Genomic DNA, 24,500 nt, shown 5'->3' with positions numbered 1-24,500 from the left:
CGCGAGCCTCACACCCTGCAGCCGATCGCCGGCAGCAGCGCTCGATAGTGAGCGCTGCTGCCGGATCACGTGCTTACTTGCGGCGTTCGATCACGAAGTTGCCGACCGCCACACCCAGGTCCACACCTTCACCGGTGCCAGCCAACGCCAGCGAGATGTCGCCCTTGGTGACCACCTGAGCGGTGCTGGACTTCACCACGCCGGCATGCGCTTCGGCGGCCGCGTAGGTGCCGAACAGGTCGTTGAGACTGTAAGCACCGGAGAAACTGCCGCGGCCGCCGACGATCTTGGACTTGCCGACCGTCAAGCCGCCGCCCTTGCTGGAAATCTTGACCGGAATGACCGCACCGTTGTCGCACTTGATGGTGCCGGTGCCGCTGGCGGTCTTGTAGAACACCGACCAACCGGACAAGTTGAACGACAGCTGGCAATCGATGTTGCCGGCGGCCTGCGCCTGCGGAGCCAGCGTGGCGGCGCCGAGCAGCGCGAAGAGCGAAAGTGACTTGATCATGTGAGCAGTGCCAGTGGTGGACGTGGCGCGAGACTAGCAGCGCCGATGTGGCAGCCGTGACAAGGCGCCAGTGCTGCGCGTGCATTTGTTCAGCGAAGTATTACCTCCCTCCACGTGGCGGCAGTGCTGCCGCCTGCAGCCGCGACGTGGGATGATCGCGGCATGCCACGTACCATTTACAACCTGCTCTTCAGCGCCTTGCTGCTGCCCTCCCTCGCCCACTGCGGCGAGACGATTCCGACCCAGGGCTACACCGTGGTCAGGACCTATCCACACGACAGCGCCGCCTTTACCGAAGGCCTGTTTTATCTGGACGGGCATCTGTACGAGAGCACTGGCGAGTTGGGCCAATCCAGCGTGCGCAAGGTGGAGCTGGAGACCGGCAAGGTCCTGCAGCAGGCCAACACGCCGCCGCCTTTTTATGGCGAAGGCATCGTGGCCTGGAAGGACCGCCTGATCCAGCTGACCTGGCGTAACCAGCGCGGCTTTGTCTACGATCTGTCCACGCTGGCGCCGCGCACGCAGTTCAGCTATTCCGGCGAGGGCTGGGCGCTGACCAGCGACGACCACCAGCTCTACATGAGCGACGGCTCCGCCAGCATCCGCCGGCTGGATCCGCACAGCCTGAAGCAGATCGGCAGCATCAAGGTCACCGCACGCGGCAAGCCGCTGGACAACCTCAACGAGCTGGAATGGGTCAGGGGCGAGCTGCTGGCCAATGTCTGGCTGACCACGCGTATCGCACGGATCGACCCGGCCAGCGGCAAGGTGGTCGCCTGGATCGACCTCAAGGCGCTGGTGCCGGACGCCGACACCTTGACCGATCCGACCAACGATGTGCTCAACGGCATCGCCTACGACGCCGCGCACGATCGGCTGTTCGTCACCGGGAAGCGCTGGCCGAAGATCTACGAGATCACGCTGGATCAGTAGCCGGGATTGGGGATTGGAGATTTGGGATTGGCAAAAGCGGGCGCGCTGGCACCTGCGCGGCAGTGGCTTGCGCCAATACCGAATCACTCATCCCTAATTTCGAACTGATCGGCATCCAGCATCGCAGGGAAACGGGCGCGGTGCTCGGCCAGTGCGGCTGCACTGATGGTGGTGGTGATTACCTGTTCGCGTTCGCGGACTTCCACCTGCGGTTGGCCGAGGAAATCGATCACCGCGCTGTCGCCGGCGTAATGCAGCTGGTTGCCGTCGACACCGACACGGTTGACCGCCGCCACGAAGCACAGGTTTTCGATCGCACGGGCGCGCAGCAGCGTCTTCCACGCGTAGGCGCGCGCGGACGGCCAGTTGGCCACGAACAGTTGCAGATCGAAATCCAGCTGCCCCGGGCGTTCCACATCGAAACGGTTGCGACAGAACACCGGAAAACGCAGGTCGTAGCAAACCTGCGGATTGATCCGCCAGCCCTTCCATTCCACCGTCAACCGCTCGCGCCCGGCCGCATAACGCAGGTGCTCGTTGCCGAAGCGGAACAGGTGGCGCTTGTCGTAATACTGCAGCGCGCCATCGGGCGTGGCCCACAGCAGCCGATTGAACACCCCAGCATCGGTGCGCAATTGCACGCTACCGGTGACCGCAGCATTCAACCGTGCCGCCTGTGCGCGCACCCAGGCCACGGTCGGCCCGTCCATGCCTTCGGCCTTGTCGATGGCGTCGTTGGAAAACCCGCTGGTGAAGGTCTCCGGCAGAATCACCACATCGGTCTGCCCCGCCAACGGCTCCAGCAACGCGCCGTAATAGTCGCGATTGCCGGCCGGGTCATGCCAGCGGGTGCTGCCTTGGATCAGGGAGATGCGCAGATCGTTCATAGGAGGCGGGGATTTGGGAGTCGGGATTGGGGATTCGAAACAGCGGGCGTCGGGCGGCTTGGTGCTATCGGTTTCGTATGGATTCGGAGCGACAAGCGGCGCACAGCCGTTGCCAACCCCCAGTCCCGACTCCCGAATCCCAGCTCGTCAGAGCTTCTGCAAACGCTCGATTGCGGCGTCCAACGTTGCATCGTTCTTGGCGAAGCACAGCCTTGCCAGTCGCTGTCCTTCCGGCGCGGTCTCGTAGAACGGCGACAGCGGAATCGCGGCCACGCCCTTCTCCACCGTCAACCACGTCACGAATTCGGTATCGGGCAGATCGCTGATGGCCGAATAGTCCACCAGCTGGAAGTAGCCACCGGGCACCGGCAGCGGCCTCAGCCGCGTGGTCAGCAGTTGCTCGCGGAAACGGTCGCGCTTGGCCTGATAGAAGGCGCCCAGTTGCTCGTCGTGTTCGGGTTCGTCGCGGATCATCGCGGCAAACGCGTGCTGGGCCGGGCCGAAACTGGTGAAGGTGTTGTACTGGTGCACCTTGCGGAATTCGGCCGTGAGCGCCGGCGGTGCGATGGCGTAGCCGATCTTCCAGCCAGTGCAGTGATAGGTCTTGCCGAAACTGGAAATCACGAACGCGCGCTCGCGCAATTCCGGCCAGCGCAGCACCGATTCATGACGACGGCCGTCGAATACGATGTGCTCGTACACCTCGTCCGACAGCAGAAAGATCTCGGTGCCGCGCAGCAGCTCGGTCAGCGTTTGCATGTCGTCGGCCGAGAGCATCGCGCCGGAGGGGTTGTGCGGCGAGTTGATCATCAACAGGCGCGTCTTCGGCGTGATCGCGGCGCGTAGCGCATCCCAGTCGACCGCGAAGGTCTGCGGGTGCAGCGCGACGTGCACCGCACGCGCGCCGGCCAGATCGATCGCCGGTTCGTAGCAGTCGTAGGCCGGGTCCAGCACGATGACCTCTTCGCCGGCCCGCACCACCGCGTGGATGGCGTTGAAGATCGCCTCGGTGGCACCGCTGGTGACGGTGATCTCGGTGTCGGCATCGACCTGCGCGCCGTAGCAACGCTGCGCCTTGCCGGCGATGGCCTGGCGCAGCGCCGCCACGCCGGTCATCGGCGGGTACTGGTTGTGGCCGGCGCGCATGGCGCGTTCGAGTTCTTCGACCAGACGCTGCGGCACCGCAAAATCGGGAAAGCCCTGGCCCAGATTGACCGCCCCGTGCTCAGCCGCCAGCTGCGACATGACGGTAAAGATGGTGGTGCCCACCTTGGGCAGCTTGGTCGTGGGGAGCATGGCGCCTGTCCGGGCAAGAAACGGGGGACCGCGAGTGTACGCAAAGCCGCCAGGCGGGTGCGCCCGGACGCTGCGAAACAGCGTTCCCCGACCCATCGCGGCGCCTGCGACGCTGCCTTCTACGTCCCCGGCGTGCCACCATCGTCGCTACAATGCGCGCCCGGTCTGGTGCGCCCTCGCCCCGGTCCTTCCCCATGCCGTCCTGCGACGGGAGCCCGCTGCACCGATGATCGAACCGCTGCACACCGCGCCACCGCTGCTGGCGGCGCACGCCCTGGCCTTCAGCCGCAACGAGGAGCCGGTGTTCGGCCCGCTGGATTTCCAAGTCGATGCCGGCGAAGCGTTGCTGGTGCAAGGCGACAACGGCGCCGGCAAGACCACGCTGCTGCGCGTGCTGGCCGGTCTGCTGCATGTGGAACGTGGGCAGATCCAGATCGATGGCAAGACCGCCAGGCGTGGCGACCGCAGCCGCTTCATGGCCTACCTGGGCCACCTGCCCGGCCTGAAAGCCGACCTCAGCACCCTGGAAAACCTGCACTTCCTGTGCGGCCTGCATGGCCGCCGTGCCAAGCAGATGCCGGGCAGCGCGCTGGCCATCGTCGGCCTGGCCGGGTATGAAGATGCGTTGGTGCGGCAGTTGTCAGCCGGGCAACGCAAACGGCTGGCGCTGGCGCGTCTGTGGCTGTCGCCGGCGCCGCTGTGGCTGCTGGATGAGCCCTACGCCAACCTGGATCTTGACGGCATCACCCTGGTCAACCGGATGATCTCCGCACACTTGCGCGGCGGTGGCGCAGCGCTGGTCACCACCCACGGTGCCTATGCAGCGCCACCGGTGCGCACCCGCATGCTCACCCTGGAGGCGGCGGCATGAGCACGCATTCGCCGCAACCCTCGCTGTGGCAGGCGGCACGCGCGTTGCTTGGTCGCGACCTGCAACTGCTGTGGCGCCGCCGCAGCGATGCGCTGCAGCCGGCCCTGTTCGCGCTGCTGATCGTGGTGCTGTTTGCGCTGGGCCTGGGCGGGCGGCCGGACCTGCTGGCGCAGGCCGCGCCCGCAGTGCTGTGGTTGTCGGTGCTGCTGGCCGGGCTGCTGTCGCTGGATGCGCTGTTCCGCAGCGATGTGGAAGACGGCTCGATGGAGCAATGGTTGCTGGCGCCAGTGCCGCTGGCCTGGTTGATCGCGGTGCGCGTGCTGCTGCATTGGGCCACCAGTGCGTTGCCGCTGATTGCAGTGACGCCGCTGCTGGGCGAATTGCTGCACCTGCCGCATGACCAACTGCCGGTGCTGCTGGCATCGTTGGCGCTGGGTACACCGCTTTTGAGCCTGCTCGGCGCCGTGGTTGCGGCGCTGACGGTGACGATGAAACGCTCTGGTATTCTCGTGGCGTTGCTGGCGTTACCGCTGTATGTGCCGGTGCTGGTGTTCGGTGCAGGCAGCGTGGCGGCAAGCGGACAAGGGCAGGATGCGGTGGGTGCGTTGTTGTTGTTGGGCGCCGGACTGGTGATCGGCGTGGTCCTGGCACCGCTGGCTGCGGCGGCCGCGATCCGCATTTCGTTGAGCTGAGTGCTGCAGTCGATGCATTGTCGATAGCACGCCCCGCACAACGTGTTGTTGCTGTTTCGAGAGCCAATGCCACTCCAAAGGCTACTGCCATTGCATGAACGTCGTCGTCCGCTGGTTCCACCAACTCGCATCGCCCCCGATCTTCGACCGTTTTACTGCGCGCTGGGCGCCCTGGTGCTACGCGTTGGCCGCGTTGCTGCTGGGCGTGGGCATCTGGCAGGCCTTGTTCGCGGTGCCGGCGGATTACCAGCAGGGCGACAGCTTTCGCATTCTCTATATCCATGTGCCTAGTGCGTGGATGAGCCTGTTCGTGTTCGGGCTGATGGCGCTGTATGCAGCAATCGCGCTGATCTGGCGCATCAAGGTGTGCGAGATTTTGGCCATGGCGTGCGCGCCGATCGGCGCGGCGTTTACCGTGATCACGCTGCTGACCGGCAGTATCTGGGGCAAGCCGATGTGGGGCGCCTGGTGGGATTGGGACCCGCGCCTGACCACTGAGTTGATTCTGCTGTTTTTGTATCTGGGCGTGATCGGCCTGTACCACGCCATCGACGACCGCCGCCAGGCTGCACGCGCGGCAGCGCTGCTGGCGATCGTCGGGGTGGCGTTGCTGCCGGTGATCCGTTATTCGGTGGTGTGGTGGAATTCGCTGCATCAGGGCCAGAGCATCCGCCTGCTCGGCCCCTCGACCATCGATGCGAGCATGCTGCTGCCGCTGTGGCTGATGGTGATCGGCACCAAGTTCTGGTTTGCCGGTTCGCTGTTGACGCGCGCGCGCGCCGACAACCTGCGCCGCGAGGCCGGCAAGGCCTGGATCGTGCGCGATGCCGAGGGCGCGGCATGAGCTATCTGCCCTACGTCATCGCCGCCTATGCGGTGTTCGTGCTGGTGCTGCTGTGGGACCTGATCGCCGGCCGCTGGCAGGTGCGTCGCGCCTTGAAGGTTGCCCAGGCGCGCCGCCTGCGTGAGCGCAAGCGCGCGGTGCCCAGCGATGCGGAGCTGACCCGATGAACCCGCAACGTCGCCGCCGCCTGTGGCTGGTGCTGGCACTGGTGCTGGCCGGCGGGCTGGCAACCACGCTGGTGGCGATGGCCTTGCAGCGCAACGTGGCCTATCTGTACACGCCATCGGAAGTGCTGCGCGGCGATGCTGGCGCGCACGCGCGCTTTCGGCTGGGCGGCATGGTCGAAAAAGGCTCGTTCACACGTGCCTCCGGCTCGTTGGAGGCGCAGTTCCGCGTCACCGATGGCGATGCGCAACTACCGGTACGTTACGACCGCATCCTGCCGGACCTGTTTCGCGAAGGTCAGGCGGTGGTCGCCACCGGCCGCATGCAGCAAGGCGTGTTCGTGGCCGAAGATGTGCTGGCCAAACACGACGAAACCTATATGCCCAAAGAAGTGGCCGACAAGATGGGCAGCGCACATCGCAAGCATCAGGTGGAGCCGGGCAAGGTGATGCAGTGAGTGGCAACACCATGGATGTCGGGACCGGGGAACCGGAAACGGGGAACCGGGAAAAGCGCGATCCCGGCCACGCAGACGTGTTCTTGCGCGTGCGTCGCGGAAATCCCGGCTTGGCGGATGTCGGGACCGGGGACCGGGGAACCGGGACCCGGCAAAAGTGCTTTAGCGCCGACAGAGACCTGACGGCCGTAGCTCCTCGCATGCGTCTCAACCGCGCCGGAAGCCCTGCTCCTCCCGGTTCCCCGGTCCCCGGTCCCCAGTCCCGGCTCTCGCTTTTCTCCCATGCTTCCTGAGCTCGGTACTTTCCTGCTGGTGCTCGCCTTGCTGGTGGCACTGGTGCAAGCCGTGGTGCCGTTGGCCGGTGCACAGCGCGGGCGCAGCAGCTGGATGGCGGTGGCGCGACCGGCGGCATTGGTGCAGCTGGCGTTGATCGCCGCGGCCTTCGCGGTGTTGACGCATGCGTTCCTGGTGCAGGATTTTTCGGTGCGCTATGTCGCCGAGAATTCCAACAGCCTGCTGCCGGTGATGTATCGCTACTCGGCGGTGTGGGGCGCGCACGAAGGCTCGCTGCTGCTGTGGACGCTGGTGCTGGCGTTGTGGAGCGGCGCGGTGGCGATCTGGTCGCGGCAGCTGCCCGCGCATGTCATCGCGCGCGTGCTCGGGGTGATGGCGCTGGTGAGCATTGGTTTCCTGGCGTTTCTGCTGTTTACCTCCAATCCGTTTGCGCGGCTGTTTCCGGTGCCGCTGGAAGGTGGCGACCTCAATCCGCTGCTGCAGGACCCGGGGCTGATCATCCACCCGCCGATGCTGTATTGCGGCTACGTCGGCTTTGCGGTGCCGTTCGCATTCGCCATCGCGGCGCTGCTGGAAGGCCGCATGGACGCACGCTGGCTGCGTTGGACGCGGCCATGGACCAATATCGCCTGGTCGATGCTCACCGTCGGGATCGCGCTCGGTAGCTGGTGGGCGTATTACGAGCTGGGCTGGGGTGGCTGGTGGTTCTGGGACCCGGTGGAAAACGCCAGTTTCATGCCGTGGCTGGTGGGTACCGCATTGCTGCATTCGCAGGCGGTGACCGAAAAGCGCGGCAGCTTCGCCAGCTGGACCTTGCTGCTGGCCATCGCCGCTTTCGCGCTGTCGTTGCTGGGTACCTTCCTGGTGCGCTCGGGCGTGCTGACCAGCGTGCATTCGTTCGCCGCCGACCCGGCGCGCGGGCTGTTCATCCTGGTGTTTCTGCTGGCGGTGGTCGGCGGCTCGTTGCTGCTGTATGCGCTGCGCGCGCCGCGCCTGTCGCTCAATGACGACCCGCGCCGCGCGTTTGCCGGCAGCTCGCGCGAAACCTTGTTGCTGTTGAACAACCTGTTGCTCACCTGTGCCTGCGCAATGGTGCTGCTGGGCACGTTGTATCCGCTGCTGGCCGATGCGTTGGGGCTGGGCAAGTTGTCGGTTGGCCCGCCCTACTTCGGCACCTTGTTCGTGGTGTTGATGGCGCCGCTGGTGGCACTGCTGCCGTTCGGCCCGCTCACCCGCTGGCAGCGCGAACAGGTCTCGCGGCCGTTGGCGCTGCTGGCGCCGTGGGCAGCTCTGGCGCTGGCAGCGGGCGTGCTGGCCTGGTTCGTCGCGCCGCAGGGGCAATGGAAAGCCGCGTTCGGTGTTGCCGGTGCAGCCTGGGTGCTGCTTGGCACCGTGCGATTCTTGTGGACGCGGCGCGCGGCCAAGGGGCGCAAGCTCACCGCCGAAATGCTGGGCATGGTGCTGGCGCATCTGGGCGTTGCGGTATTCCTGTCTGGTGCCTTGCTGGTGGAGGCACTGAGCCTGCAGCGCGAAGTTGCGTTGGCGCCCGGGCAGCAGGTGCAGATCGGCCGCTACGCGCTGCACTTCGATACCGTCGAAGAACTCCGCGGGCCCAATTACGTTTCCGACCGTGCCAACCTGCAGGTGTTCAAGGACGATGCGCCAGTGGGCGTGCTGCATGCGGAAAAACGCCGCTACGCCAGCGGCGGACAGACACTCACCGAGGCGGCGATCCGCCCCGGCCCGTTCGGCGACCTGTATGTCGCCCTTGGCGAACCGCTGGGCAATCAGGCCTGGGCGGTGCGCGTGCACCTCAAACCGTTCGTCCGCTGGATCTGGCTGGGGGCGCTGCTGATGGCGCTCGGTGGCCTGGTGACTGCGGCCGACCGGCGTTTTCGTCGTTCTCCGGAGATCCAAGATGGTTGAGTCACGTTCGCCCCGCCTGCCCACTGCGGTTCTCGTGGGCGCCATCGTGCTGCTGCTCGCCCTGGCAGCGCTGCTGGTCTATGCGGTGGTGCGCTCCGGTCACGACGATCGCGATGCCCTGCCCTCGGCACTGATCGGCAAGCCGGCGCCGGAGTTCGCGCTGCCGCTGCTGCACGACCCCAACATCGTGGTGCATGCGCGCGAACTGCGCGGTGCGCCGTACATCATCAATGTGTGGGGCAGCTGGTGCCCGGCCTGCCGCGAAGAGCACCCGGTACTAAGCCGCTTCGCGCTGACCAAGCGCGTGCGCGTGATCGGCTACAACTGGAAGGACGAGCGCGCCGATGCGCTGCGCTGGCTGGAACAACTCGGCAATCCGTATCTGCTGGTGGTGGCCGACAAGGATGGGCGTACCGCAATCGACTTCGGTATTGCGGCGGCGCCGGAAACCTTTCTGGTGGACGGGCGCGGCGTGGTGCGCTGGAAGTACAGCGGCATGCTCACCCAATCCATCATCGATACCCAGCTGATCCCGGCGTTGAGCAAGATCGAACGCTCGCCCACCGCCGCACCGGACCTGCACGCCAAGCAATGACGCGCGCCTGGCTGCTATTGCTGCTGTTGTTGCCCTGGCTGGCATTGGCCCAGCCGGCTGGCGACCCGGCGCCGCTGCGCTATGCATCGGCCGACGAAGAGGCGCGTTTCCACGCGCTCACTGCCGAGCTACGTTGCGTGCAGTGCCAGAACCAGTCGCTGGCCGATTCCAACGCGCAGATCGCCCAGGACCTGCGTCGCGAAGTGCTGGCACTGATGCACGAAGGCCGCAGCGATGCGCAGATCCGTCAGTTCCTGGTCGCGCGCTACGGCGAATTCGTGCTCTACCGCCCGCGCGTGGAATCGCGTACCTGGCTATTGTGGTTCGGCCCGCTGCTGGTATTGCTGCTGGGCGCAGGCGCGGTGGTGCTGGTGGTGCGCAGACGCAGCGTGGCTGCGCCCGCATTGCCGGCCGATGAGCAGGAGTGGTGATGGCCGGCTTTGTCATCGCGCTGATCGTGGTTGCGCTGCTTGCCTTCGGGGTGGTGTTGCGCCCGCTGTGGCGCGAGGCACGCGGGCTGGCCGCAAGCGTGGCGGTGCTGCTGCTGGCTGCAAGCGCAGCGTTGTACTGGTTGGTCGGCACGCCGGGCGCGGTCGAGCAGCCAACCAATCGCCCTGCCACGCCACGCTCGCTGGATGAAGCCATCGTGCAACTGCGCGCCGCACTGGCAAGCAATCCCGAGCAGGCCGAAGGCTGGGTGTTGCTGGGGCGCTCACTGTCCAGCCAGCAGAAATTCGCCGAGGCACGCGATGCCTTCGCACGCGCGGTTGCCTTGCGCCCTGACGAGCCGGACGTGCTGGTCGCCGCGGCACAGGCGCGCATGCTCGCCGACGATAGCGGCCGCCCCGATCCGCAGGCCATGCGCCTGCTCGAACATGCGCTGGTGGTGCAGCCGGACCATCAACGCGCACGCTGGTTCCTGGGGGTGGTGCAACGCCAGGCCGGTCAACCGGCGCAGGCCAGCGCAACCTGGGAGCCGCTGCTGAGCGTGGTCGACTCCGATACCCGCCCCGGCCTGCTCGAACAGATCAACGCCGCGCGACAGGAAGCCAAGCTTGCGCCGATCCAGGCACCGGTAGCCTCTGCCGCCGATGCAGCAAATGCCGCCAGCGCCAAACGCATCCAGGTGCGCGTGACGTTGGACGCCGAATTCGCCAAGCGCGCGGGGTTACCCGGCGATACGAGTGTCTTCGTGATTGCGCGCGCGGCCCACACACCGATGCCGGTCGCGGTGGAAAAACACACGCTCAGCGAGCTGCCATTGACCATCACCCTGGACGATGGCGACAGCCCGATGCCGACCCGCACGCTGTCGTCGCTGGACAAGGTGCAGGTGCTGGCCCGGCTGTCACGCAGTGGCAACGCAATGCGCCAGGCGGATGACGTCGAGAGCATGCCGGCAGTGGTTGAACTGCCAGCGGGCGCGCCGGTAGAGCTGGTGATCGGTCGCTGATGGCTCACCAACGTTTCTTGGCGCGTTGGCTAGAGTCAAAGGCTTAGTCATCTCGCGTGCGCGGTGCCCTCACCGCTCGCGGGACACGCCGTTAACCCGTCCATGGTGGCTCGTTGGCGGCATCCATGCCGCCAACGGTCCCGCAAGCGGCAAGGGCACCGCACCAGACAGTTGGCTGGTGGTTTATTGAAGAACGAATCAACGCACCAGACAGTTGGCTGGCGGTTTTATTGAAAGCTCTGCGCAACGACCATCGTGACTGGCCCTTGCCCGCTCACCGTCGCGGGACCTTGAGCGGCATGGATGCCGCGCCAGAGCCTCCAGGGACGGATTCACGGCGTGTCCTGCGATGGTGGGCGGGCAACGGCCCTGCAACCAAGCCGCAATCCAAGGGTTTGAAGAGAACATCTCCAAGGCTTTGAAGAGAACATCACACAACACAAGGGCTCAAATCGATTCCCGATTCCCCCCAGCTTCCCACTCCCCTCCTGCACCCGGCGCCGGCCATGGCAGATAGAATTGCAACATGACTGAATTCATTCCTCCCGGCACGCTCTACCACGCACTGCCTTCGCCGTTTCGGATGAAACGCGGTGGCGTGCTGCATCAGGCACGCGTGGCGTACGAGACATGGGGCACGCTCGCCGCAGATTGCAGCAACGCGGTGCTGATCGTCACCGGCCTGTCGCCGAACGCGCACGCTGCTGCCAACCAGGCCAATCCCGAGCCGGGTTGGTGGGACGCGATGGTGGGGCCGGGCAAGCCGATCGATACCACGCGCTGGTTCGTGGTCTGCGTCAATTCACTGGGCAGTTGCAAGGGTTCGACCGGCCCGGCATCGATCGACCCTGCCACCGGCGCGCCGTATCGCCTGAGCTTCCCGGAATTGTCGATCGAAGATGTAGCCGATGCCGCCGCGGACGTGGTGCGCGCGTTGGGCATCGCGCAACTGGCCTGCCTGATCGGTAATTCGATGGGCGGCATGACCGCGTTGGCGTTGCTGCTGCGGCACCCGGGTCTCGCGCGCAGCCATATCAATATCTCCGGCAGTGCGCAGGCATTGCCGTTTTCCATCGCGATCCGCTCGCTGCAGCGCGAGGCGATCCGGCTGGATCCGCACTGGAACAGCGGCCAGTACGACGACGCGCACTACCCGGAATCGGGCATGCGCATGGCGCGCAAGCTCGGCGTGATCACCTATCGTTCGGCGTTGGAATGGGACGGCCGCTTCGGCCGCGTGCGGCTGGATTCCGAGCAGGCCGTCGACGACCCGTTCGGGCTGGAATTCCAGGTGGAAAGCTATCTGGAAGGCCATGCGCGCCGGTTCGTGCGCTTCTTCGACCCCAACTGCTATCTGTATCTGAGCCGCTCGATGGACTGGTTCGATCTGGCCGAATATGTCGACCACGGTTCGACTCGCCACGGCAGCAGCGACAGCACCCAGACAGCCGCCCTGCCCGCCGCCGTCAAACCGGAGGCCGGTGTCTCGACCGAGGCCACCGTACTCGCCGGTCTGGCGCAGATCCGCATCGCGCGTGCGCTGGCCATCGGTGCCAATACCGACATCCTGTTCCCGGTGCAGCAGCAGGAACAGATCGCCGACGGCCTGCGTGCCGGCGGCGCGGATGCACACTTCATCGGCCTGGATTCGCCACAAGGCCACGATGCGTTCCTGGTCGACTTCGCTCGCTTTGGCCCGGCGGTGCGTCATTTTCTGCAGGGCTGTTGAGCGCGTTCGGTGTGACTTGCGTTGCTGATATCGGCGAGTTTCACCGAACTATGCCGATACTCACAGCCGGCTTGCGAGCTGCTGCCATCGACCATCTGCACGTGTAGCCACATCAACTACCCGCACCATTTACCAGAAGAATGCGAATGCGCTATCAGGGACGTCTCAGCGACTGGAATGATCACAAGGGCTTTGGCTTCGTCACGCCCAATGGCGGCGGCGACCGCGCGTTCGTGCACATCAGCGCGTTTGCGCAGCAGGCACGGCGCCCGCGCGAAGGCGAGATCATCACTTACGCGACCGAGCGCGATGCACAAAAACGTCTGAACGCAACCCAAGTGCGGTGGGCAGACCGCACCACGGCCGCCAGAACCGAGCAGCGTCGCAGCGGGTTGCCGCGCAAAACGCTGGCTGCGTTGTCGATGCTGGCGTTGGCGGCCGCCACTGTACTGCACGTGGTACCGGTTATCGTGCCGCTCTGGTACGCGGCGGCCAGCCTGGTCACGCTGCTGATCTATGCGATGGACAAGTCGGCCGCGCAACGCGATCAACGGCGCACACCGGAAGCCCGCCTGCATCTTTTGGGTCTGCTCGGTGGCTGGCCGGGTGCGTTGCTGGCACAGGAAATCTTCCGCCACAAATGCAGCAAGGCTGCGTTTCAAATGACGTTCTGGATCACGGTCGTGCTGAATGTCAGTGCGTTGGTGCTGGCGGTAACCGAAACCGATGTGATGGCCTGGCTCCCGGTGTTATTCGATTGGGAGCGCTGACAACGCGCCGCCAAGCATTCGGCACGATTTTTTCGGGCGCGCCTCGAATGGACGCAGGGGTTCGCTACGCATTCTGATTCGGTAATTCCAAGCTCCCCGCACGCATCCGGTAATGCCGCTGCACCACGCCGGGCGGTAGCGCGTCGTGGGTGATCAGCACCAGGCTGCGTTCGCCGAGTGCGGCGGCAAGGTCCAGCAGCAGCGCGTGGGCGGTGTCCACGTCCAGGCCGTCGGTGGGCTCATCGAGCAGCAAAATCGGGGCATTACGCAACAACGCGCGTGCGAGTGCGAGGCGGCGCGCCTGGCCGGCAGACAGCGTGGCGCCGTTTTCGCCAACCCAGGTATCCAGGCCTTCGTGTGTGCTGGCCCATGCGCTTAGCCGCACCTGTTCCAGCACCTGCCACAGTGCGGCATCGTCGGCAGCGGCATCGCCGATGATGAGGTTCTCGCGCACGCTGCCGGCGAACACCGGCGCGTTCTGCGGCAGCCAGGCGATGCGCTGATGCCACTGGGTCTGCGCGACGTTGCGCAGGTCGGTACCCGCGTAGCTCACCTGCCCGGCTTGCGGGTCCCACAGCCGCAGCAACAGCGCAGACAGCGTACTTTTGCCGCTGCCGCTGTCGCCGCTGATGGCGATGCGCTCGCCCGGCACCACTGTCAGATCGAGCGCATGCAGCACCGGGCGCACGCTACCGGGCCAGGCAAACGACACCTGCTGCAATTGCAGCGTGCCAGTGCGCGGCACATCGATCGCGCGCGCCGGATCGCTGACCGACGGCGCTTGGTCGACGATGGCCTGCAGGCGCCTGGCCGCAACGCGTGCGCTTTGCAGCCACTGCAGTGCCAGCCCGGCACCGGCCCAGACCTCCAGCAGTGCCATGGTCAGGAACACAAGGCCTGCCGCCAGCTCGGCGGCGATCAGCCCGCGCTCGGCAGCACCGAGGGCGAGCCACAGCATGCCGGCCAGCCCCATTCCGCCACACACCGCATGCAGCAGGTTGCCGGCGATCAGCCGTCTGCGCTGGATGCGATCGCCGTCGACTACTGCAGCGGCGGCAACGTCGATCTGCTGCAACCAGGCGCCTTGCGCATCCACCGCAGCAAGATCGGCCGCGCCTTCCAGGCCTTCGAACGCCTGTGTGCGCAGTGCGGTGCGTTGCTGCGCGCGCAACTGTTCGCGCTGCGCGCCGCCGCGTGCCACCTGCCACGGCACCAACCCGCCGATCAGCACGCCGAGCACCAGCAACAACCACGCAGCGGGCAGATAGATCAGTGCAGCGGCGGCGACACCGGCCAGCCAGATGCCGAGCAAGGCGGACAGCGGTGCCAACGCGCGCACACTGAGGCCATCCACCTCGGCGATATCGGACATCAACCGCGCCAGCAGGTCGCCGGTCCGGGTGGCCGACAATCGCCCCGGCGCCAGCGGCAAGGCGCGCCGGAAGAACCACACCCGCAGATCGCGGGCAATGCGCAGGGTGGCATCGTGCCCGATCAATTTTTCGCCGTAGCGCGAGGCGATACGCGCGAAGGTCAGGGCGCGGATGCCGGCCGACGGCGAGAAGAAATTGAAGCCGGTGCCCATGCCGGCCACGCCTGCCAGGGCCGCTGCGGTCAGAAAGCTGCCGGACAGCCCCAGCAGGCCGACGCCCGCCAGCATGGTGAGCAGCACCAACACCGCCGACAACAGCAGCCGCCAGGCATGCCGACGAAACACATCGCGCAGACGATCGTGGCGTGCGTCGTTCATGGCATGCCCGCCGTCACGGTCGCGCCGCGCAGATCGATCACCGTGTCGGCCCAACGCATCACCGCAGCACTGTGGGTGGCCAGCATCACCGCGCGTCCGCGTGCGAACACGCCTAGCGTGCGCAGCAAGTCCGCTTCGGTGTCCGGGTCGAGAAAGGCAGTGGGCTCGTCCAGCAGCAACAGGTCCGGCTGGCGCAACAACAGCCGCGCCAGGGCCACACGGCGCGCTTCGCCACCGGAGAGGCCAAATCCGCGCTCGCCGATCACCGTGTCCAGCCCAGCCGGCAGCTGCGCGGCAAAGCGCAGCACCTGCGCCGCCTCGGCCACCGCGTGCAGGCGCGCGTCGCTGGCCTGCGGGTCGGCCAGGCGCAGGTTGTCGGCAATGCTGCCGTGAAACAGGTACGGCCGCTGCGTGGCATAGCCGATGCGCGCCCCCGGGCGCAGCACCACACTGCCCGTCTCCGGTGCGAGCCAACCGGCCAGCCCTTCCAGCAGCGTGCTCTTGCCACTGCCGCTGGCGCCGATCACTGCAACGCGCTGCCCGGGCTCCAGCGTCACCGCAAAATTCTCCACCACCACCTGCGGCGCGCCGGCAGGACGCAGTGCCAGTCCACGCGCCTGTAGCAGGGGCGCGTGCGCTTGTGCCGGTTCCAGCGCGCGCGAAGGGGGCGCAGCGGCGGGCGCAGCGGCAGGTGGCTCGAAACCTTGCAGCAGCCGCTCGGCCTCGGCCACCGCAGCCAGGGCGTTTGCGCGGTCGTGGTAATGCGCGGCCAGGCGCCGCAGCGGCGCGAAGAATTCCGGTGCCAACAGCAGGCAGAACATGCCCGCACCCAGTGACGGCAAACCATGCACATTGAGCATGCCCAGGTAACTCAGGCCGAAGTACAGCGCCACGATCGCCACGCTCACCGAGGCGAAGAATTCCAGCACGGTCGACGAGAGGAACGCGATGCGCAAAACCTTCAGCGAGCGCTCGCGCACGCCTTCGGCGGCGGCGGCAATGCCCTGCAATTCGGCCTGGCCGCGGCCGTATACGCGGAGCAGGCCCAGGCCTTTGAGGCGGTCGGCAAAATGCCCGCCCATGCGTGCCAGCTCGCCCAATTGTTCGCGGCCTGCGGCCTCGGCGCCCCACCCCACCAGCATCATGAAGAACGGAATGAGCGGTGCGGTCAGCAACAACACCAGCCCGACCACCCAATCGACCGAAAATACCGCGAACAGGATCAGTGGCGGCACCAACAGCATTTCGGTACGTGCGAGCTGATAGCCGACGAAATAGCCTTCCAGCGCGTCGGTGTGCGCCAGGCTCAGTTCGCCCAGCTCGCCGCTGCGTTGCCGGCGCAGCCATAACGGCCCGTGCTGCACCAGCCGTCGTGCGATGCGTGCGCGCACTGCGCGCCTGGCCACATCGGCCACTTCACCGGTCAGTGCTTGCGCCCAGGCATTGAGCATCGCCCGCCCCAGCAGTGCGATCAGCAGCCCCACGCCCACGTGACGCAACTGCGCCACTGCCAGGTGCTGCACCAGTACTGCCTCCACCAGCCAGGCAATCGCCGCCGATTGCACGAGCAGCAACACCCCCGATAACGCCACCGCCACGCCCGCAAGCCGCCGCGCACGCGTGGCCGGTGCGGCAAGCGCATCCAGCCATTGGCTGCGTTGACGGCGCTCGGCGGGCGTTTCGCTGGCTTGCACGTTGGGCTGGCTCACGTCGCTCTTTTGGAGGCTGCGCATTACAGGCGATTGTAAGTCGTCGCCTCGCGGTGGGGGATGGACAGTGTGACGCACCCGTTCAGGGCCGCATTGATTTGGATCAACGCGCGCGGCGCGGCAACGGCAGATGATCGCCACGTTCCTTACCGACACTCAACCAGGCCCACCCGCCATGATCGACTCGACAGTTGTCGACCTGTCGCGGCTGCAGTTCGCAGTCACCGCGATGTACCACTTCATCTTTCCACCGCTGACCATGGGCCTGTCGTTCCTGCTCGGCATCATGGAAAGCGTCTACGTCATGACCGGCAAGCAGATCTGGCGGCGCATGACCATGTTCTGGGGCGTGCTGTTCGGCATCAACTTCGCCATGGGTGTCGGCACCGGCATCGTGATGGAGTTCGAGTTCGGCATGAACTGGTCGTACTACAGCCATTACGTAGGCGACATTTTCGGCGCGCCGCTGGCGATCGAAGGGCTGATGGCGTTCTTTCTGGAAGCCACGTTCCTGGGCCTGTTTTTCCTTGGCTGGAACCGCCTGAGCAAGGTGCAGCACCTGGTCACCACCTGGCTGGTGGCGCTGGGCAGCAACTTCTCGGCGCTATGGATCCTGATCGCCAACGGCTGGATGCAGAACCCGGCCGGCGCGGTGTTCAACCCGGACACCATGCGCATGGAAGTGGTGGATTTCGTGGCGGTGCTGTTCAACCCGGTGGCACAGGCCAAGTTCGTGCACACCGTCAGCGCCGGCTACGTGCTGGGCGCGGTGTTCGTGATGTCGATCAGCGCGTGCTACCTGCTGCGCGGCAAGCATGTGGAGATGGCGCGGCGCTCGTTCGCGGTGGCCGCCGCGTTCGGTCTATTGTCGTCGCTGTCGGTGGTGGTGCTGGGCGACGAGAGCGGCTACGCCGCCAACGAACACCAGAAGATGAAGCTGGCGGCAATCGAAGCCATGTGGGAGACCGAAGCCGCACCGGCCGACTTCACCGCGTTCGGCATTCCCAACCAGACCACCCATCGCAATGACTACGCCATCAAGATTCCGTACCTGATGGGCCTGATCGCCACCCGTTCGCTGGATGAGCCGATTCCAGGGATTCTCGAATTGGTGGGCCGTGCCGAACACCGCATCCGCGGTGGCCAGATCGCCTACGGCGCACTGCAACGCATTCGCGCCGACAAAGACGATACCGAAGCGCGCAAGGTCTTCGATGCGCATTGGCAGGATCTGGGCCACGGCCTGCTGCTCAAGCGCTACCGCGACGACATCGGCAACGCCACGCCGGAGCAGATCGCCCAGGCCGCGATGGACACGGTGCCGCGTGTGCTGCCGTTGTTCTGGACCTTCCGCATCATGGCCGCCATCGGCATCTATCTCATCGTGTTCTTCGCCGTTGCCTTCTGGTTTGCATGCAAGCACAACTTCCAGGAAAAACGCTGGTTCCTGACCTTGGCACTGTGGACGCTGCCGCTGCCGTGGATTGCGATCGAATGCGGGTGGTTCGTGGCCGAATACGGCCGCCAGCCGTGGGCGGTGGAAGGCGTGTTGCCCACCTTCTACGCCGCCTCCGGCCTGGATCTGTACGAGATCGTGCTGACGCTGGTGGGCTTCACCGCGCTGTACACGACGCTGCTGGTGATCGCGATCAAGTTGTCGCTGAAGACCATCAACAAGGGCCCGGAGGCGTTGTTCCCGCCAACCCCACCCAGCACGTCGCCCAGCACCTCACAAGCGCCCGCCCCGTCGAGTCACGCACCGTTGAGTTCGGGTGCCGTGGCCGGCAGCGCACCGTAAGCGAAGGAGAGACATCATGGATTTCGTATTGCTCGATTACACCACCCTGCGCGTGATCTGGTGGCTGCTGCTCGGCGTGCTGCTGTCTGGCTACGCGGTGATGGGCGGCTTCGATCTGGGCGTGGGCACATTGCTGCCGTTCGTGGCCAACACCGATGCCGAGCGCCGGCTGGTGATCAACACCGTCGGCCCGGTCTGGGAAGGCAACCAGGTGTGGTTGATCCTGGGCGGCGGCGCGATCTTCGCCGCATTCCCGCCGTTATATGCGGTGAGCTTCTCCGGGTTCTATCTGGCGATGTTCCTGATTTTGTTCGCGCTGATCCTGCGCCCGGTGGGCTTCAAGTTCCGCGGCAAACTGGTGAGCCCGCGCTGGCGCAGCAATTGGGACTGGGCGCTGTTCGTCGGTGGTTTCATTCCGGCGCTGATCATGGGCGTGGCGGTCGGCAACGTGCTGCTCGGTGTGCCGTTCCACTTCGACGACAGCATGCGCACGTTCTACACCGGCAACCTGTTCGGGCTGCTGACACCATTTGCCTTGCTCGCCGGTTTGCTGAGCGTGGCGATGTTGCTCGCACATGGCGCCGCGATGCTGGTGCTCAGGACCGATGGTCCGGTGGCCGAGCGCGCGGCGCGTTTTGGCAGCATCGCCGCGGTGTGTGCGGTGGCGTTGTTTGCCGCGGGCGGTGCATGGGTAACGCTTGGCCTGCCCGGCTATGCGGTGACCTCGGTACTGGCGAGCGATGCGGCAACCAACCCGCTCGGCAAGACCGCCGCACTCACCGCTGCCGGCGGCTGGTTGCACAACTACAACAGCATGCCGGCCACGCTGATTGCGCCGCTGGTGGGCCTGATCGGGCTTGCGATGAGCGCGGTGTTGTTACGCGTGCGACGTGGCGGCCTGGCCTTCATTGCCTCCGGCAGCGCCATCGTCGGCATCGTGTTCACCGTGGGCTTTGCGTTGTTCCCGTTCCTGCTGCCCTCCTCCACTGCACCGAGCATGAGCCTGACCCTGTGGGATGCCTCCAGCAGCCGTCTCACCTTGTGGATCATGTTGTTGGCCACCGCCGTGTTCATGCCCATCGTGCTGGCGTACACCAGCTGGGTCTATCGCGTGCTCAGGGGCAAGGTCAGCGACGATGAGGTCACTGCCAATCCCAACGCCTACTGAGCGCAGCGGCCGCAACGGCAACGCATGCAATGGCGTTGCCGCAGCGCTTCACCCTGACCTTGTTCAACGATTTGAGGAGCACACCGATGTGGTATTTCGCATGGATCCTGGGCACCGGCCTGGCCGCACTGGCTGCAGTGCTCAACGGCATGTGGTTCGAAGCGCGCGAGCCCGAGCGCGACGAACCGCCGCAGTAAAATAATTTCAACAGATGCTTGCCGATTCGGCATTCCCTATGTAACATACGCGGCTCCTTCGGGGTGTAGCTCAGTCTGGTAGAGCGCTACGTTCGGGACGTAGAGGTCGCAGGTTCGAATCCTGTCTCCCCGACCAGTTTCAAAACACAAAACCGGCCTCGTGCCGGTTTTGTGTTTTCAGGCGTCGCCGCACACACGTGCGCGGCGCGGATGGTCTGTCATGTCTGTTGTCACTGCCGCGTCTTCTCCGTCCGCCCAGTTGCGTGGTCGCGGTCTGGTGCTGGCTGCGATTTTGCTCTCCGCCTTCAACCTGCGCACCGCGGTGACGTCGTTGACGCCGCTGCTGGAACGCATCGCCGACGAGTACGCCTTCGGCGCGCCCACGATGGGTGCGCTCGGCATGTTGCCAACTGCAGCGTTCGCACTCACCGGCGTGGCCACGCCGGCATTGCTGCGCCGCTTCGGCTTGCTGCGCGTGGCGCTGTTGTCGATGGCGTTGGCCACGCTTGGCCTGGTGTTGCGCCCGCTGTTGCCGGGCACCGCCGGGCTGCTGGTCGGCTCGCTGGTGGCGCTGGCCGGCATGGGCATGGGCAACGTGGTGTTGCCGCCGCTGGTGAAGCGCTACTTCGGCGACCGCGTGGGCCGCGTCAGCACGCTGTACATCACCGTCCTGCAGGTGGGCACGCTGTTGCCGGCGCTGCTGGCAGTGCCGGTGGCCGATGCATTGGGGTGGCGCAGCTCGATGGTGGTGTGGGTGCTGCCGGCGCTGCTGGCCTTGGCGGCCTGGGCACTGGTGCACACCAACCACCGCCGCATCCGCGCCACCGGCCCGGCACCGGTCACGCCGACGCCCGAAGCCGAAGGCCGCGTTGCACGGACCGCACTGGGCTGGAGCATGGCGATCACCTTCGGCATGACCTCGCTGGTGACCTATTCGATGTTCACCTGGCTGCCGACACTGCTGCGCGAAGCCGGCGCATCGCCCGCATTCGGCGGCACCATGGTGGCGTTGTTCGCGGCGCTGGGCATGGTGGGGGCGCTGACGATGCCGGCACTGGCAGTGCGCATGCGCAACCCGTTCCCGATCGTGCTGCTGTGCGCGGCCTGTCATCTGGTGGCATTCGCCGGGCTGTGGTGGGCGCCGCTGGCCGCACCGATCCTGTGGGTGACCCTGCTCGGCCTGGGGCCGAGCACGTTTCCGCTGGCGCTGGTGCTGGTGAACCAGCGCAGCCGCACTGCAGCCGGTTCGGCAGCGCTGTCCGGTTTCTCGCAAGGCGTGGGCTATGCGGTGAGCTGCCTGGGACCGTTCCTGTTCGGCTGGCTGCACGCACATAGCGGCGGCTGGACCTCCCCGTTCGTGTTCCTGGTCATCTGCATCCTGGTGCAGCTGGCCGCCGCCTGGGTGGTCTGCCGCCCGCAGTTGCTGGAAGACGTGTGGGCGCCGCCGGCACGCGGCGCCCGCGTGGTCAACGTACCGGCAGACTGATGTAACTGGGCTGCTCCGGGCTCACGTACACCCGCTGCGTGGCCTTTTGATAATCGCCGGGCTTGGCGAAGAAGATATTGGGCACGTAGGTCTGCGGGTTGCGGTCGTACAGCGGGAACAGGCTGGATTGCACCTGCACCATCACCCGATGGCCCGGCTGGAACGTGTGGTTGGCGGTCGGCAAGCCGAACTGGAACGCCAGCGGTTGATTGGACGCCAATGGCTTGGGCGCGCTGAAACTCTCGCGGTAGCGGCCGCGGAAGATCGCCAGCGACACCGGCAACTCATAGCCGCCCATCTTCGGGTCCGATGCCATCTCGTCCGGATACACGTCGATCAGCTTCACCACCCAATCGCTGTCGCTGCCGCTGGTGGACGCCTGCAGATGTACTTCCGGTGCGCCGGCGATCTGCAGCGGTTCGGTCAGCGGCTCGGTGACGAAGGTCAGCACATCCGGGCGGCCGTCGACAAAACGCTGGTCGTGTACCAGCCAGGTGGTCCACATGCTGCGGTCGGCAAAATCCACCGGGCGCGGCACGAACGGCACCGGCTTGGCCGGGTCGGACACGTATTCCTCAACGCCCACCTGCCCGGCAGCCGGCTGCTGGAACGACAGCTTGCCACCGGCCTGCAGATACAGCGGCTTGCTGGTGGAAGCGCACCCCTTGTCGCAGCTGCGCGGCCAGGCCTGCAGGCGGTCCCAATGGTTCTCGCCGGTGTTGTAGATAAACACCGGCGGCGTGCTCGCCTTGGGCGCGCCATCGACCAGGTATTGATCGAAGAACGGGCGCAGCACATCGCGCCGGAACTGGCGCGCGGTATCGCCATCGAAATTCAATGCGCCCAGCGAACTGGCCTCGCTGTTGACCTGGCTGTGCCGCCACGGGCCCATCACCAGATAGTTGAGCGTGTTGCCCTTGTCGCGCGGTTCCATTGCCGCATAGCTATGGATGGCGCCCCACATGTCTTCCTGATCCCACAGGCCTTGCAGCCACATCGTGGGCACCTTCAGCGGCGTGCGCGCCATCACCTTGTCCAGCGCCTGCTCCTGCCAGAAGCTGTCGTAGGCGGCGTGTTCGGTGAGCTTGTGCCACCACGGCAGTTGCTCCAGACCGGCGGCCTTTGCGAACTCGCCGGCCGAGCCGGCCCGCAGGAAATTGCTGTAATCGTCGTGCCCCTGACGTGCGATGCCGCTGCCCTTGCCGCGCTTGCTGAGCTGGCCGGTGAAGTAGTCGAAATTGACCTGACGGAACGCACCGTAATTGAACCAGTCGTCGCCCATCCAGCCATCGACCATCGGGCTCTCCGGCGCGGCTACCTTCAATGCGGGGTGCGGGTTGGTCAGTGCCATCACCACGGTAAAGCCTTCGTAGGACGAGCCGATCATGCCGACCTTGCCGTTGGATTCCTTAAGGTTCTTCACCAGCCAATCGATGGTGTCCCAGGCATCGGTGGCGTGGTCGACCTCGCTGGGGTTGAGCGCCCCACGCAGCGGCCGGGTCATCACGTAATCGCCTTCCGAGCCGTACTTGCCGCGTACATCCTGAAATACGCGGATGTAGCCGCCTTCCACGAACACGTCGTCGCCGGCAGACAGCAGGTCTTTCATATGCGGCGAGGCGAGCCGTTCGGTGCGGCCGCTGGCATCGTACGGCGTGCGCGTGAGCACGATTGGCGCGTGCTTGGCGCCCTTGGGCAGCACGATCACCGTATGCAACTTGACCCCATCGCGCATCGGGATCATCACTTCGCGCTTGATGTAGTCGTTGGCGGCGTCGCCTGCCACGAACGGCTTGCCGGTGATATCCGGCGTCATCGGCGAGGTTTGCGCCAGTGCGCTACCGGTGGCGGCAACAATGGCGGTGGCAAGCAGGCAGGCGGCAAAATGGCGCATCGACGACTCCGAAACGTGCGGGGGCAGTCGTCGACTGTAGGCAGTCGGCGGCCTGCGGGGGGAGTGTCAAAGGTCGTGGTTGCCGGGTTGGGAACACGGAGACTGATCGCAAGGCGCCGTCCAGGCATCTGAACCACCAGAGTCCATGTATCGCTCAGTATTCCATTGGTCGCGCATCGCGTGCTGGAGGCGATGCTGATGCCCACGATTCGCGCATAAGTCAGTCGCTTCGCGCTTCCATTTTTCGAAAGTGATGTTCTTGCACATGATGAAGCGGCCTTCAACAATCAGGTGCTCATTCATGGGTCTTTGCGGTTCCGTCGATCGTGTCAATTCGGGAAGACTCACATATACCGAAAGTTCTCCGGCCCAGCAGCCGCCAGCGGGTAACACGCAGCAGCAGCATGTCAACAGCCCCGACCAGACAAGTGGCGTGCTGGCAGGACTGAGCAGCGTGAGCCCTAGCAGGAGTGCGAGCAGATCGTCTTTACGACAGCTCCCGCTCTCGCCGAGCCTCAGGGCTGTCAGCGAGGTCATGCGGTCCGTCAGGGCCCAGTACTACAAAGCGCCCCGCTTGAAATCGAGCAACAAAAACAAAAACACTGGCTTCGAGGAGGCCGTTCGAATCCACATGGCGACTGCAGAGATCGACCGGATGCGACAGCAGGTGGATGACCTGGAAGAGGATGTGGTGTCGGCGGCCATGGATGGAAACGCGCACAACTGCGGTGAACTGGCGACCCTGGCCGTCCACTATTTGCAGCAAGATCACAACCAGATCGCACGCCTTGCCTTCTTCAATGGAACAGCGCACACCGCCGCGATCGTCGGCCCAGTGCCAGGCGCAGGCACCTTGCCTGCAGACATGACAGATTGGGACGCGGACATCTATGTCTGCGACCCCTGGTGCAATATCGCCTGCAGGGCAAACGACTATCCCACCCAATTCAAAGAAAAGATGGAAAAGTGGGACCGCGCCGGGAAACAGGTGTGGCTGTCAGGAACTGGCTTCGTTACCCCAACAAGCGATGATTGGATAAGCACGGTGCTTGGAGGAGAAAAGAAGGCCACATGA

The 24,500-nt window shown here is 65.5% G+C and carries 24 protein-coding genes and 1 tRNA gene; 18 read left to right on the top strand and 7 right to left on the bottom strand.

Annotated features, from left to right (window positions below):
* Window positions 1–73 precede the first annotated feature (73 nt).
* Window positions 74–511, bottom strand: coding sequence for a hypothetical protein (locus A7D16_RS13425; protein ID WP_064633481.1), 438 nt, complete (start codon window positions 509–511; stop codon window positions 74–76).
* Between the two features lie 162 nt (window positions 512–673).
* On the opposite strand from A7D16_RS13425, the gene A7D16_RS13420 reads away from it, so the two are divergent.
* Window positions 674–1,444, top strand: a complete 771-nt coding sequence (locus A7D16_RS13420) for a glutaminyl-peptide cyclotransferase (protein WP_239687004.1) — start codon at window positions 674–676, stop codon at window positions 1,442–1,444.
* Between the two features lie 83 nt (window positions 1,445–1,527).
* Here A7D16_RS13420 and A7D16_RS13415 read toward each other — a convergent pair whose 3' ends face one another.
* Both A7D16_RS13415 and A7D16_RS13410 read right to left on the bottom strand, forming a co-directional pair.
* Window positions 1,528–2,331, bottom strand: coding sequence for an amidohydrolase (locus A7D16_RS13415; RefSeq protein ID WP_064633474.1), 804 nt, complete (start codon window positions 2,329–2,331; stop codon window positions 1,528–1,530).
* Window positions 2,332–2,478: 147 nt separating this feature from the next.
* Entirely contained in the window at window positions 2,479–3,627 is a 1,149-nt protein-coding gene (locus tag A7D16_RS13410) for a pyridoxal phosphate-dependent aminotransferase (RefSeq protein ID WP_064633471.1), read from the bottom strand.
* 226 nt (window positions 3,628–3,853) lie between these two features.
* On the opposite strand from A7D16_RS13410, the gene ccmA reads away from it, so the two are divergent.
* The 11 genes from ccmA to A7D16_RS13355 all read left to right on the top strand — a co-directional run bounded on the left by ccmA (window position 3,854) and on the right by A7D16_RS13355 (window position 13,423).
* Window positions 3,854–4,498: a heme ABC exporter ATP-binding protein CcmA gene (ccmA, locus tag A7D16_RS13405; RefSeq protein WP_064633469.1), complete on the top strand. Its 645-nt coding sequence runs from the start codon at window positions 3,854–3,856 to the stop codon at window positions 4,496–4,498.
* Window positions 4,495–5,190: a heme exporter protein CcmB gene (gene ccmB / locus A7D16_RS13400; RefSeq protein WP_064633467.1), complete on the top strand. Its 696-nt coding sequence runs from the start codon at window positions 4,495–4,497 to the stop codon at window positions 5,188–5,190. Before ccmA ends, ccmB begins: the two co-directional genes overlap by 4 nt.
* 94 nt (window positions 5,191–5,284) lie before the next feature.
* Entirely contained in the window at window positions 5,285–6,034 is a 750-nt protein-coding gene (gene ccmC / locus A7D16_RS13395; RefSeq protein ID WP_064633464.1) for a heme ABC transporter permease CcmC, read from the top strand.
* A complete protein-coding gene (locus tag A7D16_RS13390; protein ID WP_064633460.1) occupies window positions 6,031–6,201 on the top strand; it encodes a heme exporter protein CcmD in 171 nt (56 codons plus the stop codon). Before ccmC ends, A7D16_RS13390 begins: the two co-directional genes overlap by 4 nt.
* Window positions 6,198–6,656: a cytochrome c maturation protein CcmE gene (ccmE, locus tag A7D16_RS13385; protein WP_064633457.1), complete on the top strand. Its 459-nt coding sequence runs from the start codon at window positions 6,198–6,200 to the stop codon at window positions 6,654–6,656. Before A7D16_RS13390 ends, ccmE begins: the two co-directional genes overlap by 4 nt.
* A gap of 282 nt (window positions 6,657–6,938) precedes the next feature.
* A complete protein-coding gene (locus A7D16_RS13380) occupies window positions 6,939–8,876 on the top strand; it encodes a heme lyase CcmF/NrfE family subunit (protein ID WP_064633453.1) in 1,938 nt (645 codons plus the stop codon).
* Window positions 8,869–9,471: a DsbE family thiol:disulfide interchange protein gene (locus tag A7D16_RS13375; RefSeq protein WP_064633450.1), complete on the top strand. Its 603-nt coding sequence runs from the start codon at window positions 8,869–8,871 to the stop codon at window positions 9,469–9,471. Before A7D16_RS13380 ends, A7D16_RS13375 begins: the two co-directional genes overlap by 8 nt.
* The gene (locus A7D16_RS13370; RefSeq protein WP_064633445.1) at window positions 9,468–9,902 is read left to right on the top strand and encodes a cytochrome c-type biogenesis protein; all 435 of its coding nucleotides are present in this window, start codon (window positions 9,468–9,470) and stop codon (window positions 9,900–9,902) included. The genes A7D16_RS13375 and A7D16_RS13370 overlap by 4 nt, the downstream gene beginning before the upstream one ends.
* Window positions 9,902–10,924 carry a tetratricopeptide repeat protein gene (locus A7D16_RS13365; RefSeq protein WP_064633441.1) on the top strand — a complete coding sequence of 341 codons (1,023 nt, stop codon included), beginning with the start codon at window positions 9,902–9,904 and terminating at the stop codon, window positions 10,922–10,924. Before A7D16_RS13370 ends, A7D16_RS13365 begins: the two co-directional genes overlap by 1 nt.
* A 526-nt stretch (window positions 10,925–11,450) precedes the next feature.
* Window positions 11,451–12,653 (top strand): homoserine O-acetyltransferase MetX, encoded by a 1,203-nt coding sequence (gene metX / locus A7D16_RS13360; protein WP_064633437.1) that lies wholly within the window; start codon window positions 11,451–11,453, stop codon window positions 12,651–12,653.
* Window positions 12,654–12,799: 146 nt separating this feature from the next.
* Window positions 12,800–13,423: a DUF1294 domain-containing protein gene (locus A7D16_RS13355; RefSeq protein WP_064633434.1), complete on the top strand. Its 624-nt coding sequence runs from the start codon at window positions 12,800–12,802 to the stop codon at window positions 13,421–13,423.
* Window positions 13,424–13,487: 64 nt separating this feature from the next.
* Here A7D16_RS13355 and cydC read toward each other — a convergent pair whose 3' ends face one another.
* Window positions 13,488–15,173: a thiol reductant ABC exporter subunit CydC gene (gene cydC, locus A7D16_RS13350; protein ID WP_064633430.1), complete on the bottom strand. Its 1,686-nt coding sequence runs from the start codon at window positions 15,171–15,173 to the stop codon at window positions 13,488–13,490.
* Window positions 15,170–16,906, bottom strand: a complete 1,737-nt coding sequence (gene cydD / locus A7D16_RS13345) for a thiol reductant ABC exporter subunit CydD (protein WP_064633428.1) — start codon at window positions 16,904–16,906, stop codon at window positions 15,170–15,172. Before cydD ends, cydC begins: the two co-directional genes overlap by 4 nt.
* 151 nt (window positions 16,907–17,057) lie before the next feature.
* Between cydD and A7D16_RS13340 the strand changes: the two genes are divergently transcribed.
* From A7D16_RS13340 to A7D16_RS13320, 5 genes are all read left to right on the top strand, one after another.
* Window positions 17,058–18,680 (top strand): cytochrome ubiquinol oxidase subunit I, encoded by a 1,623-nt coding sequence (locus A7D16_RS13340; protein WP_064633425.1) that lies wholly within the window; start codon window positions 17,058–17,060, stop codon window positions 18,678–18,680.
* Between the two features lie 16 nt (window positions 18,681–18,696).
* The gene (cydB, locus tag A7D16_RS13335; RefSeq protein WP_064633423.1) at window positions 18,697–19,848 is read left to right on the top strand and encodes a cytochrome d ubiquinol oxidase subunit II; all 1,152 of its coding nucleotides are present in this window, start codon (window positions 18,697–18,699) and stop codon (window positions 19,846–19,848) included.
* A gap of 86 nt (window positions 19,849–19,934) precedes the next feature.
* Complete coding sequence (gene cydX / locus A7D16_RS13330; protein WP_064633622.1) at window positions 19,935–20,045, top strand: cytochrome bd-I oxidase subunit CydX; 111 nt, start codon at window positions 19,935–19,937, stop codon at window positions 20,043–20,045.
* 59 nt (window positions 20,046–20,104) lie between these two features.
* Window positions 20,105–20,181 (top strand) — tRNA-Pro (locus A7D16_RS13325).
* A gap of 123 nt (window positions 20,182–20,304) precedes the next feature.
* Window positions 20,305–21,531: a CynX/NimT family MFS transporter gene (locus tag A7D16_RS13320; RefSeq protein ID WP_064633421.1), complete on the top strand. Its 1,227-nt coding sequence runs from the start codon at window positions 20,305–20,307 to the stop codon at window positions 21,529–21,531.
* Here A7D16_RS13320 and A7D16_RS13315 read toward each other — a convergent pair.
* Entirely contained in the window at window positions 21,512–23,425 is a 1,914-nt protein-coding gene (locus A7D16_RS13315; RefSeq protein ID WP_064633419.1) for a CocE/NonD family hydrolase, read from the bottom strand. The two genes, A7D16_RS13320 and A7D16_RS13315, sit on opposite strands and share 20 nt — an antisense overlap.
* A gap of 66 nt (window positions 23,426–23,491) precedes the next feature.
* Window positions 23,492–23,728, bottom strand: coding sequence for a hypothetical protein (locus tag A7D16_RS23155; protein WP_147308429.1), 237 nt, complete (start codon window positions 23,726–23,728; stop codon window positions 23,492–23,494).
* 271 nt (window positions 23,729–23,999) lie between these two features.
* On the opposite strand from A7D16_RS23155, the gene A7D16_RS13310 reads away from it, so the two are divergent.
* Window positions 24,000–24,500 carry a hypothetical protein gene (locus A7D16_RS13310; RefSeq protein WP_239687003.1) on the top strand — a complete coding sequence of 167 codons (501 nt, stop codon included), beginning with the start codon at window positions 24,000–24,002 and terminating at the stop codon, window positions 24,498–24,500.

The organism is Xanthomonas nasturtii (assembly GCF_001660815.1).
In the GTDB taxonomy this organism is placed as follows: Bacteria; Pseudomonadota; Gammaproteobacteria; order Xanthomonadales; family Xanthomonadaceae; genus Xanthomonas; species Xanthomonas nasturtii.
This window is presented reverse-complemented; position numbering and strand designations above follow the sequence as displayed.

Coding starts and splice junctions, on each gene's coding strand:
- A7D16_RS13425 (WP_064633481.1), bottom strand. CDS start 511: ATGATCAAGTCACTTTCGCTCTTCGCGCTGCTCGGCGCCGCCACGCTG.
- A7D16_RS13420 (WP_239687004.1), top strand. CDS start 674: ATGCCACGTACCATTTACAACCTGCTCTTCAGCGCCTTGCTGCTGCCC.
- A7D16_RS13415 (WP_064633474.1), bottom strand. CDS start 2,331: ATGAACGATCTGCGCATCTCCCTGATCCAAGGCAGCACCCGCTGGCAT.
- A7D16_RS13410 (WP_064633471.1), bottom strand. CDS start 3,627: ATGCTCCCCACGACCAAGCTGCCCAAGGTGGGCACCACCATCTTTACC.
- ccmA (WP_064633469.1), top strand. CDS start 3,854: ATGATCGAACCGCTGCACACCGCGCCACCGCTGCTGGCGGCGCACGCC.
- ccmB (WP_064633467.1), top strand. CDS start 4,495: ATGAGCACGCATTCGCCGCAACCCTCGCTGTGGCAGGCGGCACGCGCG.
- ccmC (WP_064633464.1), top strand. CDS start 5,285: ATGAACGTCGTCGTCCGCTGGTTCCACCAACTCGCATCGCCCCCGATC.
- A7D16_RS13390 (WP_064633460.1), top strand. CDS start 6,031: ATGAGCTATCTGCCCTACGTCATCGCCGCCTATGCGGTGTTCGTGCTG.
- ccmE (WP_064633457.1), top strand. CDS start 6,198: ATGAACCCGCAACGTCGCCGCCGCCTGTGGCTGGTGCTGGCACTGGTG.
- A7D16_RS13380 (WP_064633453.1), top strand. CDS start 6,939: ATGCTTCCTGAGCTCGGTACTTTCCTGCTGGTGCTCGCCTTGCTGGTG.
- A7D16_RS13375 (WP_064633450.1), top strand. CDS start 8,869: ATGGTTGAGTCACGTTCGCCCCGCCTGCCCACTGCGGTTCTCGTGGGC.
- A7D16_RS13370 (WP_064633445.1), top strand. CDS start 9,468: ATGACGCGCGCCTGGCTGCTATTGCTGCTGTTGTTGCCCTGGCTGGCA.
- A7D16_RS13365 (WP_064633441.1), top strand. CDS start 9,902: ATGGCCGGCTTTGTCATCGCGCTGATCGTGGTTGCGCTGCTTGCCTTC.
- metX (WP_064633437.1), top strand. CDS start 11,451: ATGACTGAATTCATTCCTCCCGGCACGCTCTACCACGCACTGCCTTCG.
- A7D16_RS13355 (WP_064633434.1), top strand. CDS start 12,800: ATGCGCTATCAGGGACGTCTCAGCGACTGGAATGATCACAAGGGCTTT.
- cydC (WP_064633430.1), bottom strand. CDS start 15,173: ATGAACGACGCACGCCACGATCGTCTGCGCGATGTGTTTCGTCGGCAT.
- cydD (WP_064633428.1), bottom strand. CDS start 16,906: ATGCGCAGCCTCCAAAAGAGCGACGTGAGCCAGCCCAACGTGCAAGCC.
- A7D16_RS13340 (WP_064633425.1), top strand. CDS start 17,058: ATGATCGACTCGACAGTTGTCGACCTGTCGCGGCTGCAGTTCGCAGTC.
- cydB (WP_064633423.1), top strand. CDS start 18,697: ATGGATTTCGTATTGCTCGATTACACCACCCTGCGCGTGATCTGGTGG.
- cydX (WP_064633622.1), top strand. CDS start 19,935: ATGTGGTATTTCGCATGGATCCTGGGCACCGGCCTGGCCGCACTGGCT.
- A7D16_RS13315 (WP_064633419.1), bottom strand. CDS start 23,425: ATGCGCCATTTTGCCGCCTGCCTGCTTGCCACCGCCATTGTTGCCGCC.
- A7D16_RS23155 (WP_147308429.1), bottom strand. CDS start 23,728: ATGAATGAGCACCTGATTGTTGAAGGCCGCTTCATCATGTGCAAGAAC.